This window comes from Streptomyces sp. NPDC051555, from assembly GCF_044454405.1.
Taxonomy (GTDB): Bacteria; Actinomycetota; Actinomycetes; order Streptomycetales; family Streptomycetaceae; genus Streptomyces.
Genome location: NZ_JBITDP010000001.1, coordinates 931076 through 946091 on the forward strand (window position 1 = coordinate 931076; position 15016 = coordinate 946091).

A 15016-nucleotide genomic window follows, 5' to 3' on the forward strand; every position below is an offset into this window, starting at 1 on the left:
GTTTGTGGCTAATGGGTGATCAGATTCAATCCGTTGGAGGAGGGGTGCGGGGCGGCTCGAAGCGGATCGGGGCCTGGAAGCGGGCCTTGCGCGCGGCGCGGCGGAAGACCGTGAGCACCGCCGGTCCCGCCAGGCAGATGCAGACGAAGTTGGTGACGGCGCGTCCGGTGTCCCAACCCAGCGAGGTGGCCAGGTCGAAGGCCAGGTAGCGGTGGAACTGCTCGGTGAAGGGCAGGCCCGGCAGATAGGCGATGGAACTGTTCGGATCGAGGGAGAAGGGCCAGAAGGACAGGTTGAGGAGGAAGCCGAAGAGGTACCCGGACACCGAGCCGTAGCCGGCGAGCAGGGCGACCTCCCGGCGCCCCGTGGCCTTCGGCAGGAATCCGGCGAGCATGCCGACGAAGGCGCAGCCGAACATCTGGTACGGCATCCACGGCCCCACACCGCCCGTGATGAGGGCGGAGGCGAAGAGCGAGGTGCAGCCCAGGGTGAAGCCGAAACCGGGTCCGTAGACCCGCCCGGCCAGGACGAGGATGAAGAAGACGGTCTCGATCCCGGCGGTGCCCGCCCCCAGCGGGCGGATGGCGGCGTTGACCGCGGAGAGCACGCCCAGCATGGCCAGGGCCTTGGAGCTGATGCCCCCTTCGGCGATCTCGGAGACCACCACGCAGAGCGCGACGACCAGGAGCACGCCGAAGATCAGCGGCGGGGCGTAGTTCGAGCCGAACTTCCCCGGCGCGACCAGGAACGGCCAGAAGAACGCGACGATCCCGAGGAAGGCCGCCATGGCGATCACGACCCCGGCCCGGGCGCGGATCCGGATGGCCGCGGTGTACGTGCTCACGCGTGCGGATCCGTTCCGTCGGCCCCGGCCCCGGGAGCGGACGGCGCGGCGGTTGGGAGTACGGACGCCAGCTGATCGACCGTCAAGAAGGGCAGCGGCGCCAGGATCTTCGCGGTCTGCGGGGCGAAGACGGGGGAGGCGACGATGACTTCGGTGGTGGGGCCGTCGGCGACCACGTCCCCCTCGGCCATCACCACCACGCGGTCCGCGGCGCGGGCGACGAACTCGACGTCGTGGGTGGAGATCACCACGGCGCGGCCCTCCGCCGCGAGGTCGTCGACGATGCGGATCAGTTCCCCCTTGGCACGGTAGTCGAGCCCGCGGGTGGGCTCGTCGAGCAGCAGCACCCGGGGCGCGGCGGTCAGCTGGATCGCGAGGACGAGGGCGAGCTTCTGGCCCTCGGAGAGGTCGCGGGGGTGGGTGGCGCCACTGATGCCCGGTGCCAGCCGGTCCAGGATCGCCCGTGCCCGTACGTCGTCCCCGCCCACCGCGGACTCGCTGTCCGCCTGGTCGAGCTCCTGCTCGACCGATTCGAGGTAGAGCAGGTCGGTGGGGGTCTGCGGGACCAGGCCCACCAGCCGGCGGGCCGCGGCCGCGGAGAGGTCCTTCGGGTCCCGGGGCTTGGCAGCGCCCCCTGCGCCCCCTTCGTCCCTTTCGGCGCTGACGGCGACGGTTCCGGCCTTGCGCGGGCCGGAGCCCTGGAGCGCCCAGAGCAGGGAGGACTTGCCGGAGCCGTTGCGGCCCATGAGCGCGGTGACCTCGCCGCCGTGGAGCGCGAGGTCGACCTCGCGCACGGCCGGGACGCCGTGGTAGGTGACGGTGACCCCGCGGGCGCGCAGGAGCACCGGGCGATCGGCTGCGGGCGCCGGGCGCACCGGCGGCGCGGTGCGGTCCGCCAGCCGGGTGCGCAGCGGCGCGGCGGCGCGGCGGGCGTCGCGGATCGAGAGCGGCAGCGGTGACCAGCCGGCCGCCCGGCCGAGTTCCACGATCGGCGGCGCGATGGACGACGTACGGAAGATCTCGGCGGGCGGCCCGGACACGACGCGGCCGTCGCCGGGGAGGTGGATGACCCGGTCGGCGTACTGGACGACGCGTTCCAGGCGGTGCTCGGCCAGCAGGACCGTGACCCCGAGGTCGTGGACGAGGCGGGTGACCGCGGCCAGCACCTCCTCCGCCGCGGTCGGGTCGAGCGCGGAGGTCGGCTCGTCCAGGACCAGGACGCGCGGGTGGGCGGTCAGGACGGACCCGATGGCGACGCGCTGCTGCTGGCCGCCGGACAGTTCGTGCAGGGCGCGGTGGCGCAGGTCGGCCAGGCCCAGGAGGTCGAGGGTCTCCTCGACCCGCTTGCGCATCGTGGCCGGAGCCACCGCCAACTGCTCCATCGCGTAGGCGAGTTCCTCCTCGACGGTGTCGGTGACGAATCCGTCGAGCGGGTCCTGTCCCACCACCCCGACGACATCGGCGAGTTCGCGGGGCGGGTGGTGCGCGGTGTCGCGGCCGTCGACAGTGACCCGTCCGTGCAGCGTGCCCCCGGTGAAGTGCGGGACCAGCCCGTTCACGGCGCCGAGGAGGGTGGACTTGCCGACGCCGGTGTGACCGACGACGAGGCAGAGTTCGCCCTCCTCGACGGTCAGGTCCACATCGCGCAGCACGGGCCCGGACGTGTCCTCGTACTGGACGGAGACCTGGTCGAAGGTGATCACTGGGGTTCCTCGGTGCGCTGTGCGGGGACGACGGGTCGGGCGGGTGGTGCCGGCGGTGGTGCCAGGAAGCCCGCGGCCCCGGCCAGCAGTACGGCGGCCGCGGGGACCAGTGGAAGGGTGGGCCAACTGAGCGGGTAGATCGAGGGGTTGAGCTCGGCCGCGTTGAAGCCGACGTTGGCGAAGAGGAGGACGGCGGAGAGCACCCCGCAGCCGGCGACGGACCATTCGGCGGCGCGCCACGGGTCGGGCCGGTAGGCGGTCCGGGTGATCCGGCGCCCGCCGAGCCGCAGCCCCGCGAAGCACAGCAGCGCGCCCGCGCCCATGGCGGGCAGCCCGAGGAGCTTGGGGGCGGTGGCGTCGAGGAGCCCGTAGGCCCCGGCGCACAGTCCGCACATCCCGAGCAGCATGAGCGCCCCGGTCAGCCGGCGGGAGCGGCGGGTGGCGGTGCCCGCGCGTCCGTAACCGCGGGAGTCCATGGCGGCGGCCAGGCGCAGGGAGCGCTCCAGGGCGTCCTCGAGGACGGGGACGATGATCCCGCGCAGCGCCCGCAGCCCCTTCGAGCGGCCGGCCCGCAACCGCTTGGCCCGGTGCACCCGCTGCACGCTCTGGACCAGCTGCGGCGCGACGCTGAGGGACACGGTGACGGCGACGCCGAGCTCGTACAGCGCGCCGGGCAGCACGCGCAGCGCCCGCTTCGGGTTGGCCAGGGTGTTGGCCGCCCCGATGCAGCACAGCATGCAGGCCAGGCGCAGCCCGTCGGTGGCGGCCGAGAGCAGCGCCTCCAGGGAGACGGGGCCGCCGAGTCGGATGCCCGCGTACCAGTCGGGGGTCGGGATGTGGGGGAGGGAGAAGAGGAAGTGGTCGCGGGGGGTGATGCCGGTGGCGAAGACCGCCCGGAAGGTCACGCGGATGGCGACCACGGTCAGCGCCAGGTAGAGGTAGTACTGGAAGCCGCGGGCCCAGGGGGCATCGGTGCGGCGCACGGTGATGACGTAGCCGAGGACGGCCAGGACGAGGAACAGCAGCAGCGGATTGTTGGTGCGGCTGACGGCGGTCGCGAGCGCGAGGGCCCAGATCCACCAGGCGACCGGGTGCAGGGTGCGGGGCAGACGGCGGCCGCCCGCGTCCGGCGCGGAGCCGGCCGCGGGCGGCGCGGCCGCCGCGGTGGTGGTGGTGCGTGCCACGCGGCTACTCCGTACGACGGCGGCGCGCGGCCGCGAACACGGCGGCGCCGGCGATCAGGAGCACCAGCGCCCCGGTGGCGACGGCGGGCAGGTACGAGCCCGCGTCGTGGGCGGCATCGGCGGCGGGCGCCGCCTCGACCACCTGGGGACCCGGCGCCGGGGCGGCCACCGCGGGAGCGCTGGTCGACGGAGTCGCGGTGGGCGTCGGCGGGGCGCTCGCGGCGGGGCCGACCGGCGGCGTCGGGCCGGGCGGCGAGGTCGAGGCCGCCGGGGCGGGCGCCGCCGGGGGCGCCGCGGCCGGGGGCGGGTTCTCCGGTCGGGGGCCGGTGTCGACGTTCGGCGGGAGGGGCGCGGCGGTGCGGGTGTCCTGGGGCGCGGGCCCGCCCGTCGGGGCGGCGTTGTGCGCGCGCAGCTGATCGGGGGTGACGGAGGGCTTGCCCTCGGTGCCCTCGACGTTGGTCGCGCCGAAGATCCACAGGTCCACGCTGCCGGGCTTCGGCTTGTAGAGCATGGCGCCGAGCTGGCTGTACTCCCAGGTGTTCTGACCGGGGCCCGCGTGCCAGTACGACCAGTACGCCGAGGCGGGCGGCGTCAGGACGCAGTCGTCCTGCTGCGGCGTCGGGAACTGCTTGCCGCCCTGGTAGCCGCTGTAGCCGATCCGGCAGATGAAGGCGGGGCCGTCGTGGCCGGTGCCGGTGGTGGCCCAGCCGCCCTGGTTGAGGAGTTCGTAGCCGGTGGTGGGCGTCGTACCGCAGGAGCGGTAGACCGGCCCGCCCCAACGGCTGAAGTCGACGGCGAGGACCGCTCCCGAGCTGGTGGTGCACCGGCCCATCGGCTGCGGTGAGGCCCCGGCCGGGGCCGCGGTGGCGGTCAGGGCCGCCACCGCCAGCCCCAGTGCGGCGGCCGTGCGGGCCGGCGCGCGCGCCGCGCGGGCGAGCGTCGTTCCCGGATCCCGGCGCGTCGTCCATCGCTCCCGGCGCGTCATGCTCCGCTCCCGGTGCGCTCGCGGCGGCGTCCGGCGGCGCGGGTGACCGCCCAGCCGCCGAGGACCAGGAGGAGGGAGGCGACGGCGAGGGCGCCGACCTGGGTGCCGGTGGAGGCGAGGCCGCCCCCGCCCGAGCCGCTGGTCGAGCCCGCGCCGGATGCCGAACCGCCGGCGGAGCCCGCGCCGCCGCTCTCGCCCGGGGTGACGATGACGGGCGAGCCGTTGCCGCCCGAAGGCCGTCCGGACGTGCTGGGAACGGGCTCCGGGGTGGTGCCGTTCAGGTCGCGGGTCAGCAGGCCGAAGGAGATGCCGGTGGCGCCGCCGACCGCCTGGGCCGAAGCGCGGACGTCGGATCCGGCCTGGCCCTCCTTGGCGATCCGGAAGCCGCCGTCGCCGTTCTGCTGCGAGCGCAGGAACTTTCGGGCCTTCGCGATGCGGTCGGTGTACTTCGCCGCGTCCAGGGACATGCCCTGCACGGCGAGTGCCGCGGAGTTGACGGAGTTCCCGGACGCACCGGGGAAGCCGCCGTCGTCCTTCTGCTGGGCGGCCAGCCAGGCGATCGCCTTGTCGACGGCCGTCTGCGAGCCGGCGTCCGGGAGCAGGTCGAGGGCCATGGCGGCCATCGCGGTGGAGTCCACCTCGTCCTGGCTGGGCTCGCCGATGAGGCTGGGCCACGCCCCCGAGGGGCTCTGGAGGCCCTTGAGGAAGGCGACGGGCTCGGCCGCGGCGGCGCCCTCGCCGGCGCGGACCTGGGCGATGACGCCGAGGGACTGGGAGAAGACCGAGGTGGCGTAGGTGTAGTTGCCCTTCGCCGCGCACTGCTGGGGCGTCTCGCTCTTGGCCGGGCAGATCCCCTTGGCGAGCGCGCCGATCAGGTCCTGGCCGCCGAAGTGGCGGGGGTCACGGCCGACGGCCTCGGCGAGGAGGGCCGCCTTGCCGAGGGAGCCGCCGCCCGCGTACGTGGTGCCGATGAGCGTCCAGTCGTTGACGGTGCGGCCCGTGCCGTCCTTGCCGCCCTTGTCGAGGAAGTCGACGATGTTGCGCAGGGTGGTGTTGTCCCGGCCGGTCGCGGCGAGCGCGTAGGCGCCGTCGATGGTCAGGCCGTAGTCGGCGAAGCCGGTGCCCGCGCCGCTCTCGTAGTACCGGCCCTGGACCAGCCGGCTGCGGTCGGCGAGGTACGCCGTGCCCTTGCCCAGGTCCGGGCCGTCACCGGCCGGCGGGGTGGTGGTGGGCGGGGTGGTCGGCGTCGGGTCGGCCGGCTCGGTGGTCAGCAGGACCAGGTCGCTCTTGGCACCCGCGACGGCGGCCGGGGCGGTGGCGAACATCCGGGAGTCGGTGTCGTTCTCGTCGAAGCCGAAACCGCCCGCGGGGAGGAACTGCCGCTTGGAGAGCCAGGAGAGACCGGCGTCCGCGAAGGCGTCGTCGCCGAGGGCGCGCAGCGCCTGGGCGGCCCAGGCGGTGGCGGCCGGGCTGCCGGTGGTCTCGTAGGGGGCCGAGGGCCAAGCACCGGTGGGCAGTTGGGACTTCTTGAGGCTGCCCCGGGCCTGCTGCACGATCGCGCCGTACCCGCCGGCGCGCTGGAGGGCCAAGGTGATCAGGCCGGTGGCGATCGGGTCGCTGTCGCACCAGCCGCCGGAGCGGATGAGGACGCCGCTGAAGCCGCCGTCCTCGCACTGGAGGCCGACCAGCCGGTGCACGGCGGCGGCGGGCGGGGTGACCCCGCCGCCGAGCAGCGCGATGACGGCCATGGCCTGTGCGTCGGACTGGCCGGTCGTGCGGAAGTCGCCCTTGGTGAGACAGCCGTCGACGGGGTCGCCGTCACCGATGTCCCGCGGGCACACGTACGTCAGGAGGTCGCCCAGCAGGTCGTGCCCGCCGAAGGCGCGCGGGTCCTTGCCCGTGGCCTCGGCGACGAGCGCGAGGCGCGCGGCGGCGGTCGCGTCGGGGATCCCGCCCTTGCCCGCCGGGTAGGCGTAGGCATCGGTCTGCGCGGGTGTGGCCAGGAAGTCGGCCGCCTTCTTCGCCGCCGGGCTCTTGCGGTCCGCGGCGGTCAGCGCGAACACGGCTTCCGTGGTGAGGAAGTGGTTCGGGGCCGTCGCCCCGTCGTCGACGACCCGTTCCCCGTCCGTCAGCTTCCCGGTGATCCAGCGCAGGGCGGCCGGTACGTCGACCGCCCCCGCGGGCACGGTGGGCGGAGCCGTGGGCACGGCCGGGTCGGGGGTGACGACACCGCCCGCCCGGACGTCGTCGGGGGAGAAGGCGGGCTTGCCGGAGGTGCCGCCGATGGAGGTGGCGCCGTACACCCAGGCGTCCACGTCGCCGGGCTTCGGGTTCCGGGCCATGGCGCCCAGCGGGCTGTAGGTCCAGTTGCGCTGCCCGGGCGAGGCGATCCAGTAGGACCAGTACGCGGTGGCCTGCGGGGTGACGGTGCAGGGCTCCTTGTCCGGAGTCGGGTACTGCGTACCGGAGTCGAAGGACCCGTTGCCGATGCGGCAGACGAAGGCGGGGCCGTCGTGGACGGTTCCGGTGGTCGTGAACCCGGCGGTGTGCAGCAGCTCGTACCCCGTCGTCGGGGTCGTGTCGCAGCCGCGCCGGACCTTGCCGCCGAAGGGGCCGAAGTCCACCGCCACGATGGCGCCGGTGGTGGCCGTGCACTGCTCGATCGGGTCGGCGTGGGCGACCGGGGGAGGAGTGAGGAAGGCCACTGCCGCACCGAGCGTCAGGAAGGACGCGGTGACGAGCGAGAGGAACCGCCGTCTCGGCCGCGTCCGTTGCGCCTGCTGTTCGGTCCCCACCGCGGCCCTCGTCTCTGCCGGGCGGCTGCGTGCGTGGCGATCCGCCCCCACACGGCCCTCGGGCCACGGGGGAGCTGTTACGACCACGCCGTAGTCCGCGACGGCGCTCTTCGTGCTGTGTTTCGGCCCCAGGCATTCCGACTCGCCCGGGTCGAACCGGGCCTACGGTTGCGGGTCAGCGCCGGAATTCGACCGGCTTCCCCTGGAGCTGAGCAGTTATCAGCCGGAGTGCAACACGGATTGCGTGGAGGCGTCAAGGTGGCCTGCGTCTCAGGCGACGTCCCCACGGCACGGGCCGGTCCGCCCGCGGGCCGGACGGCTGGCGGTGGCTTGATCACTCGGGTAGCGTCCAGGGCTGCCACATGGGGGAACCCGGTGAGAATCCGGGGCTGACGCGCAACGGTGTGGGACGGCGGGGGCCGTTCCGGAGCCCGAATGCCCATACGGCGATGCAGCAACAGGTAGCCGTACCACGCGTTCCGGACGGCGGCTCTCCGGCCCGTGCCCCAGCCGTGTCCCTACGACGGTGACGTGAGGCCCGAGCGGTGAGCGGCCGGCGTCCGCCGATTTCCAGGAGCAGGCCATGTCCCGTCCCCGTACCTCCCGCCGCCTCGCGCTCGCGGTCCCCGCCGCGCTCGGCGCGCTCGTCCTCACCGCGCTGCCCGCCTCGGCGACCTCCTCGCCGGCGCAGATCGCGACCTCCAAGACCAACGGCGTCGCCTACCTCAAGTCCCTCCAGGCGGCGGACGGTTCCTACGCCGGCTCGGGCCTGTCCAACGAGTGGGCCTTCAGCACCTTCGCCGCCACGGGCACCGCGGTCGTCGACGTCTACCCGGGCGGCGACACGACGAAGAACGCGCGCACGGTCTACCGCAACCTGCTGTCGACGTCGGGGTGGCCACAGGCCGCCCCGGTGGTCACCGACTACGAGCGCGGCGCCCTCAACGCCTACGCCGCCGGCATCGACCCGGCCCGGGTCTCCGCCTCGCGCAACCTCGTCGCGAACATCTACTCCTACTGGCAGACGGCGGAGGCCGGTTACTTCGGCCCTTCCGGAAACTTCAACGGCACGGTCTTCGCCGCGCTCTCCCTGCGCGGTGCCAAGGCCCAGAGCGGCGCCGACCGCATCCCGCAGGCGCTGACCGACTCGATGGTCACCCGCATCCGGGCCAACCAGCACGCGGACGGCGGCTGGACGTACCAGAAGGGCGAGGGCAACCCCACCGTCCTCAACTCCGCGAGCGACGTCGACATGACCGGCTCGGCCATGGCCGCGCTCTGCGTCTCCGGCGTCCCGAACACCGACACCGGCGTCGTGAAGGCGAAGAACTTCCTCAAGAGCACGCTCGTTTCCGGCAGCGGTGCCTTCAACTCCCTCTATGGGGTCAACACCAGCTCGAACGGCTGGGGCGTCGCGGGCCTGAACGCCTGCGGATTCAACCCGCAGACCGGAGACTTCCTCACCGGCAGCGGCAAGACCCCCGTGGACTTCCTGATCGCCAACCAGTACAACCCGGCGGGCGGTTTCAAGTACAAGCCCTCCGACACGGCCCCCACCGCCTACGCCTCGATCGACGCGCTGCGCGCCGTCGCGGGCGGCGGCTTCACCACGGCCCCGCCCGTCCCGCTCACCCCCGGGGCCCCGCAGTGGGTGGCCCAGTCCGCCTTCACGGCCGGGACCGCCACCAAGCTGGCGCTCACCGTCGACGACGGCGCGGGCAACCTCAAGGTCTGCTCGGTCGCCTTCACCCCGACCGCGGCGACCACCACCCTCGGCGACGTCCTGACCGCGGCGACCACCGGCGCCACCCCCTCGGGCTGCGTCACGAGCGTGACCCCCGCCTCGGGCACCGGTACGATCACGGCCGTCAACGGCAAGGCCAACAGCGGCGGGAACACCTGGAAGATCAGCGTCGACGGCTCCGCCTTCGCCGGGGCCCTGCGCGAGACGGTCATCAACGTGGGCGACACCATCGCCCTGCGCTGGGGCGCCTGATCCCGTCCCGGGTACGGGCCCCCGCACGCGGGGGCCCGTACCCGGTCGCTCCCGTCTATGCGGCGGGCTTGCCGGGCTGGTCGTGGGTGGAGCAGTGGATGCCGCCGCCGCCCGAGGCGATCGTGTCGATCGAGACCGGTACGACGTCCCGCTGGGGGAAGTGCTCCCGCAGGATCCCCCGGGCACGGTCGTCCGCCTTGGCGTCCCCGAACTTGGGCATGAAGACGGCGTCGTTGGCGACGTAGAAGTTGGCGTAGGTGGAGACGAAGTCGTCGCCCTCGCCCCTGATCCGGTTCAGGTCGGGCTGCGGGAGGTCGACGATCTCGAAGCGCCGGCCGCGGGCGTCCGTCGTCTTCGACAGGACGGACCGGGCCTGGTCGGCGGAGCGCGACCAGGAGTCCGGCGGGGTGCTGGGGTGGGCGCGGTCCAGCAGCACCACGCCCGGAGCGGTGAAGCGCACCAGGCTGTCCACATGGGCGTCGGTGATGTCCTCGCCGCGCACGCCGGCGAGCCAGACCACCTTCTCGACGCCCAGGGTCTGCTTGAGTTCCGCCTCCAGGGCGTCCCGGCTCTTGCCCCGGTTGCGGTTGTCGTTGACGATCGAGCTCTCGGTGATCAGCAGGGTGCCCTGGCCGTCGGTCTCGACGGAGCCGCCCTCGGCGACGAAGGGGGCCTGGACCCGGGGGATCCCGTACTTCTGGAGCACGGCGCGGCCGACCGCCCCGTCGTTCTTGTGCTCCTGCTTGTTGCCCCAGCCGTTGAAGTTGAAGTCGACGCCGATGACCTTGCCGCCCTCCTCGACGAAGACGGGCACGGTGTCGCGCGCCCACAGGTCGTCGACCGGCAGCGGGATGACCTCGACCCGGGCGCCGCAGGCGCGCTGGGCGGCGTCCACCTGATCCGGGCGGGCCATCATGACGACCGCCTCGTAGTCGCCGACGGCCCGGGCGATCCGGGCGATGTCCTCGCGGACGTAGCGCAGGTCCTGCTTCCAGACCGAGCTGAGCGCCGGCCAGGCCATGAAGGTGCGGGTGTGGCTCTCCCACTCGGCGCCCAGGCGGCGCTTGCCGTTGCCCGAGGCGGTCAGGGACGGCGCGGCGAGGGCTTCTGCCCGGGCTCCGGTCGTGGCGGGCCCGCAGGCCGCGGAGCCCAGCACGACGGCGCCGATTCCGGTGAGGGTGCGAAGGACGGTCCGTCGGGTGGGGGGCGGGAAGGACACGGGAGACTCCGATCGTGGGCTGGCGGCAGGTGCATCCGGCCTGGGCGGGAGCGCGGTATGACGTAGACGGACAAACCGGTCTCTACGTACAAGGGTGCGCGCTCCGCGCCGCAACGGCCGCTCGGTACGGAGAGTGATGCGACCACGTGCTGTCACTCTGGCACTGACTGAACATTCAGTCAACCCGGTGCTTCCGTCGAGGAGCGTCGCCGGGCGGTCCGCAGTGCCTTCAGGCGGCTCGTGGTGGCGCGCGGCTGCCTGCGGGGTCGGCCCGAACCCTTGCGCCGGGCCGCCCCTCGCCACCAACCGTCCTTCGCGCCCCTCGCGTCGCCCCCCGTCACGGGGTGCCTGGGATCCCCGAGGAACGGGCGTCGAAGCCCTGGTGGGCGCGCGCGGTCTGGTGTTTCCTGGATGACGCTCAGTGACCGGACGCCGCTCACCTCTCCGACACGCAGTCGACCGTCAAGCCGATGGGGGAGACCCATGACCGCCGCGCACGATGCCCCGGACATCCTGTCGCCGCAGTTCGCCGAGGATCCGTACCCGACCTACCGCGTCCTGCGCGAGAGCGCGCCGCTCGTCTGGCACGAGGCGACGCAGAGCTTCCTCGTCTCGCGCTACGAGGACGTGGCACGGGTCTTCAAGGACAAGGAGTCGCGCTTCACCACGGACAACTACGCTTGGCAGGCCGAGCCCGTGCACGGCAAGACGATCCTCCAGATGAGTGGTCGCGAGCACGCCACCCGGCGCGCGCTGGTGGCCCCGGCCTTCCGCGGGGGCGAGCTCCGCGAGAAGGTCGTGCCGATCATCGACCGCAACGCCCGCGAGCTGATCGACGCCTTCCGCGGCGCCGGGACGGTCGACCTGGTGAGCGCCTTCGCCTCCCGCTTCCCCATCTCGGTCATCGGCGACATGTTCGGGCTGGACCGCTCCGGTCAGGAGCGCATCGCCGGCTGGTACCGCGCCTTCGTCGCCTTCACCGGCAACCTCTCCGGTGAACCCGAGTGCGCCGCGGCCGGGGCGCGGGCCCAGGAGGCGTTCGCCGCGTACATGCTCCCGGTGATACGGGACCGGCGGGAGCGCCCCGGCGACGACCTGCTGTCCGGGCTCTGCGCCGCCCGGGTCGACGGCGTGGCCATGAGCGACGAGGACATCAAGGCCTTCTGCAGCCTGCTGCTCACCGCGGGCGCCGAGACCACCGACAAGGCCGTCGCGGCCCTCTTCGCGAACCTGCTGGCCGACCCCCACCAGCTCGCGGCCGTCCGGCAGGACCGCGCGCTCATCGACCGGGCCTTCGCGGAGACCCTGCGCTTCAGCCCGCCCGTCCACATGATCATGCGGCAGGCCGCCACCGACGTACCGATGAGCGGCGGCACGATCCCGGCGGGGGCCACCGTCACCTGCCTGATCGGGGCGGCCAACCGCGACGCCGGGCGGTACGCGGACCCGGACCGGTTCGACATCTTCCGTGCGGACCTGACGACCACGACCGCCTTCTCCGCGGCCGCGGACCACTTGGCCTTCGCCCTGGGGCGGCACTTCTGCGTCGGGGCGCTGCTGGCCAAGGCCGAGGTGGAGATCGCGACCAACCAGCTCCTCGACGCGATGCCGGACCTCCGACCGGCGGCCGGCTACGACCCCGCCGAGCAGGGCGTCTTCACCCGCGGTCCGAGGTCCCTGGTCGTGGAGTTCGCGCCGACCCCCGGGTGAACCCGGCCGCGGCCGTCGGAAACCCGTCGGCAGGAGGACTGGACCTCAACCGCGCTTGAGTTCCTAGGGTTTCGGTATCAAGCGATCTTGCAGCGCGAACGGAGTTCCGTCATGGAGTACTCGCACGACGATGCCGAACTGGTCGAGCAGCCCATCGGCTACTGGAGTTGGGCCGCCTACGACGCGGTCGTCACCCGCACCCGGGGCGCCCTGGCGGAGATCGGCACCACGCAGCCGCAGTGGTGGGTGCTCGGCCAAGTGGCCCTGGCCGAGAGGGCGAAGAGCCGCACGGAGGTGATCGAGACCCTGCGGGGCTACCTCACCGTCGGCGCGCAGGCCGTCTCCGAGGAGATCGACACGGCCATAGCCCGGGGGTGGCTCACGCAGGACGCAGGGGGCGTCCTCGGGCTGACGCCGCAGGGCCGCACCTTCTTCGACCGGGCCGCCGCCCTGCAGCGCGAGTTGTGGACCGAGCGCCACGAGGGGATCTCGGACGAGGAGTACCGGACCACGCTGAAGGTGCTCCAGCGGTTCATCCACAACGTGGGCGGCCGGGCCTGGCACCACTAGGTGTGTCTCAGTCGGATCCTGCCGGGCCCGCGCCCTGGCCGATTCCGGTCAGGGCCGTGCGTGCGGCGCGGGTCAGTTCCTCGTCGTGCGGGGCGTCGCCACCGTAGCGGCGGGGTGAGGAGGTCACCGCGAGCAGCGCCGGCAGGGCGGCCGAGGCGGGGCGCCCGATGGCGCCGAGTGCCGCTACCGTCCGCAGGACGAGCGGGGTGACCGCGTGCTCCGCCAGCGGCGCCAGCTCCGGCAGCAGGACTTCGACGGCGCGGGTCGCGTCACCGGTGATCCGCCACCACGCCTCGGCCGCGCCGACCCGGCTCCACTCGCCGGGACAGGCCATCAGGGGCCGTACGGCGTCGGCGTACGCCGTGGCCAGCGGGCCCAGGTCGGCCAGGTAGCGCAGCACCGGTCGGCCGGGGCCGACCCGTACCGCCGCGCCGCACACCCGCAGCGCCGGCTCCGGATCGCCCGTGACGCGCCAGTGCGCCCACGCGGCGCTCTGTGCCCCCCGCCACAGGGGCCCCGCCCACGGGGTGTGCGTGGTGGTCGCGAGAGCCGCGAGCATCCCGGCCGCGCCGGCGGCCGCCGGACCGATCCGGCCCAGCGCCTCGGTGGCCGGGCGGGCGAGGCCGGTGTTCAGCAGCCCGGTCAGCTCGGGCACGGCGGCCGCCGCGGCGGGACCCCAGCGGGCGACGGTCCGCAGGATCTCGGGCACGTCACGGGCCGGCGAACCGGCGGCGAGCTGTCGGCGCATCACCGGCAGCAGGCGCGGAGCCCACCGGTCGGGGACGGAGTCGACCTCCAGGAAGCGGTTCCCCTGGACATCGGCGTACCAAGGAAGCGCCCGGTCGTCGCCCAGGGCGACCAGTGCGCGGATCGCGGTGTCGACGCTGTGCGTGCGGGTGCCGCGGAGCCAGTTCCGCTCGACGTACCGGACCAGCCGGTCGGCGTAGGGGGCCGCGGCCCCACCGCCCCGGAGGAAGACATCGAGGGCCACGGTCGCCACCTCCGGCTCGTCCAACGCCGCGGCGACGGCCTCCCACAGCTCCGGCGCGGGGTCCCGCCAGTACCGCAGCCGTGCACCGGCCGCCATGACGGCCGCTCCGCGCAGCTCGCTGTCGGGCTGCCGCGCCAGGGCGTGCACCAGTGCCGCGGCCTGCGGCGGATACGGCGCGAGCAGCCGCGCGAAGCGTTCGGCCGGTCCGTACCCGGTGGGCCACCACGGCACCTCCGGCAGCGGGCCCGTCCCGATCGCGATGAGGCTGCGGGCCACCGCGTGGCCGGTCCCCGGAGCCCCGCCGGGTGCCCCCACCGCGCCCACCGCGCCGGGAGCCAGGGTGCTGTGCGCCGCCGCGAGCCGCACCAGGGGCTGGTGGTGCTCCAGCCACGGCCGGAGCCACGCTCCGGCCGTGGCCGCGGCGGCCCCGGCCGACGGCGGCGACAGGGTCGACAGGACGCCCACCGCGAGCAACTGGGACGCCAGCGCCGTCGGGTCGGCCTCCACGGCGGCCTGCCGGCGCAGCGCACCCAGAGCGGCCGGGTCCTCGCAGCGGATGGTGCGCAGGACGTGTGCCGCCCCCGCCCGCACCTCCGCTGACCGGTGCGCGACCAGTGCTAGCACGTGGCGCCCGCCGTTCGCGAACACCGTGAAGGTCATGTAGTGGACGCCGGCCGAGCTTCGGCAGGCGCCGTGACCGCGCCGGGCGAGGAAGTCGAGCACGCGGACCAGGCGGCGATCGTCGAGGTCCGGGAGCAACTCGAAGAGCCTGGAGGCCGCGTGGGCGAAGAGCGGTTCGTCGGTGCTCCAGCCCAGGCGCTCCTCCAACCGGTGCCACGCCTTGCCCCGTCGGCCGACGATCACCAACCCCCGCAGCAGCCGCGGCACCTCCGCCCGACCGGCCGGCACCCCTTCCATCACATGCCAGGGCACCCCGGCCCCCCGTCCGTTCATACGGCGCAGCCTAACTCCGGGCCCGGTGCGGTGGTCGGCGAGGGGCTGCCGGTGGGCCCCGACGG

10 protein-coding genes and 2 riboswitches are annotated in these 15016 nt (G+C 74.0%); of the genes, 3 read left to right on the top strand and 7 right to left on the bottom strand.

Going from position 1 to position 15016, the window contains the following annotated elements; translation table 11 throughout:
• Positions 1-25: 25 nt before the first annotated feature.
• From ACIBEA_RS03925 to ACIBEA_RS03945, 5 genes are read right to left on the bottom strand one after another with little or no spacing between them, the layout of a single operon-like run.
• The gene (locus ACIBEA_RS03925) at positions 26-844 is read right to left on the bottom strand and encodes an ECF transporter S component (RefSeq protein ID WP_399257606.1); all 819 of its coding nucleotides are present in this window, start codon (positions 842-844) and stop codon (positions 26-28) included.
• On the bottom strand, positions 841-2547 hold the full coding sequence (locus ACIBEA_RS03930) for an ABC transporter ATP-binding protein (protein WP_399257608.1): 1707 nt from the start codon (positions 2545-2547) through the stop codon (positions 841-843). Before ACIBEA_RS03930 ends, ACIBEA_RS03925 begins: the two co-directional genes overlap by 4 nt.
• Positions 2544-3731 (bottom strand): energy-coupling factor transporter transmembrane component T, encoded by a 1188-nt coding sequence (locus tag ACIBEA_RS03935; protein ID WP_399257610.1) that lies wholly within the window; start codon positions 3729-3731, stop codon positions 2544-2546. The genes ACIBEA_RS03930 and ACIBEA_RS03935 overlap by 4 nt, the downstream gene beginning before the upstream one ends.
• Positions 3732-3735: 4 nt before the next feature.
• The gene (locus ACIBEA_RS03940) at positions 3736-4716 is read right to left on the bottom strand and encodes a hypothetical protein (RefSeq protein ID WP_399257612.1); all 981 of its coding nucleotides are present in this window, start codon (positions 4714-4716) and stop codon (positions 3736-3738) included.
• Positions 4713-7511 (bottom strand): prenyltransferase/squalene oxidase repeat-containing protein, encoded by a 2799-nt coding sequence (locus tag ACIBEA_RS03945; RefSeq protein WP_399257614.1) that lies wholly within the window; start codon positions 7509-7511, stop codon positions 4713-4715. The genes ACIBEA_RS03940 and ACIBEA_RS03945 overlap by 4 nt, the downstream gene beginning before the upstream one ends.
• A 109-nt stretch (positions 7512-7620) precedes the next feature.
• Positions 7621-7759, bottom strand: a riboswitch (cobalamin riboswitch).
• A gap of 117 nt (positions 7760-7876) precedes the next feature.
• A riboswitch (cobalamin riboswitch) is annotated at positions 7877-7952 on the top strand.
• 142 nt (positions 7953-8094) lie between these two features.
• Here ACIBEA_RS03945 and ACIBEA_RS03950 point away from each other — a divergent pair.
• The gene (locus ACIBEA_RS03950; RefSeq protein WP_399257617.1) at positions 8095-9507 is read left to right on the top strand and encodes a hypothetical protein; all 1413 of its coding nucleotides are present in this window, start codon (positions 8095-8097) and stop codon (positions 9505-9507) included.
• 55 nt (positions 9508-9562) lie between these two features.
• On the opposite strand, the gene ACIBEA_RS03955 is transcribed toward ACIBEA_RS03950, so the two are convergent.
• Positions 9563-10726 carry an agmatine deiminase family protein gene (locus ACIBEA_RS03955; protein WP_399257618.1) on the bottom strand — a complete coding sequence of 388 codons (1164 nt, stop codon included), beginning with the start codon at positions 10724-10726 and terminating at the stop codon, positions 9563-9565.
• A gap of 483 nt (positions 10727-11209) precedes the next feature.
• Here ACIBEA_RS03955 and ACIBEA_RS03960 point away from each other — a divergent pair, with 483 nt between their 5' ends.
• Together ACIBEA_RS03960 and ACIBEA_RS03965 are read left to right on the top strand one after the other, a co-directional pair.
• Entirely contained in the window at positions 11210-12436 is a 1227-nt protein-coding gene (locus tag ACIBEA_RS03960; RefSeq protein WP_399257620.1) for a cytochrome P450, read from the top strand.
• A 111-nt stretch (positions 12437-12547) separates the two neighbouring features.
• Positions 12548-13006: a MarR family winged helix-turn-helix transcriptional regulator gene (locus ACIBEA_RS03965; protein ID WP_399257622.1), complete on the top strand. Its 459-nt coding sequence runs from the start codon at positions 12548-12550 to the stop codon at positions 13004-13006.
• A gap of 7 nt (positions 13007-13013) precedes the next feature.
• Here ACIBEA_RS03965 and ACIBEA_RS03970 read toward each other — a convergent pair whose 3' ends face one another.
• On the bottom strand, positions 13014-14951 hold the full coding sequence (locus ACIBEA_RS03970; RefSeq protein ID WP_399257624.1) for a hypothetical protein: 1938 nt from the start codon (positions 14949-14951) through the stop codon (positions 13014-13016).
• Positions 14952-15016 lie beyond the last annotated feature (65 nt).

Excerpts from the sequence above, each read along its gene's own strand:
- ACIBEA_RS03940 (WP_399257612.1), bottom strand. The coding sequence starts at position 4,716 with ATGACGCGCCGGGAGCGATGGACGACGCGCCGGGATCCGGGAACGACG.
- ACIBEA_RS03950 (WP_399257617.1), top strand. The coding sequence starts at position 8,095 with ATGTCCCGTCCCCGTACCTCCCGCCGCCTCGCGCTCGCGGTCCCCGCC.
- ACIBEA_RS03960 (WP_399257620.1), top strand. The coding sequence starts at position 11,210 with ATGACCGCCGCGCACGATGCCCCGGACATCCTGTCGCCGCAGTTCGCC.
- ACIBEA_RS03965 (WP_399257622.1), top strand. The coding sequence starts at position 12,548 with ATGGAGTACTCGCACGACGATGCCGAACTGGTCGAGCAGCCCATCGGC.
- ACIBEA_RS03970 (WP_399257624.1), bottom strand. The coding sequence starts at position 14,951 with ATGAACGGACGGGGGGCCGGGGTGCCCTGGCATGTGATGGAAGGGGTG.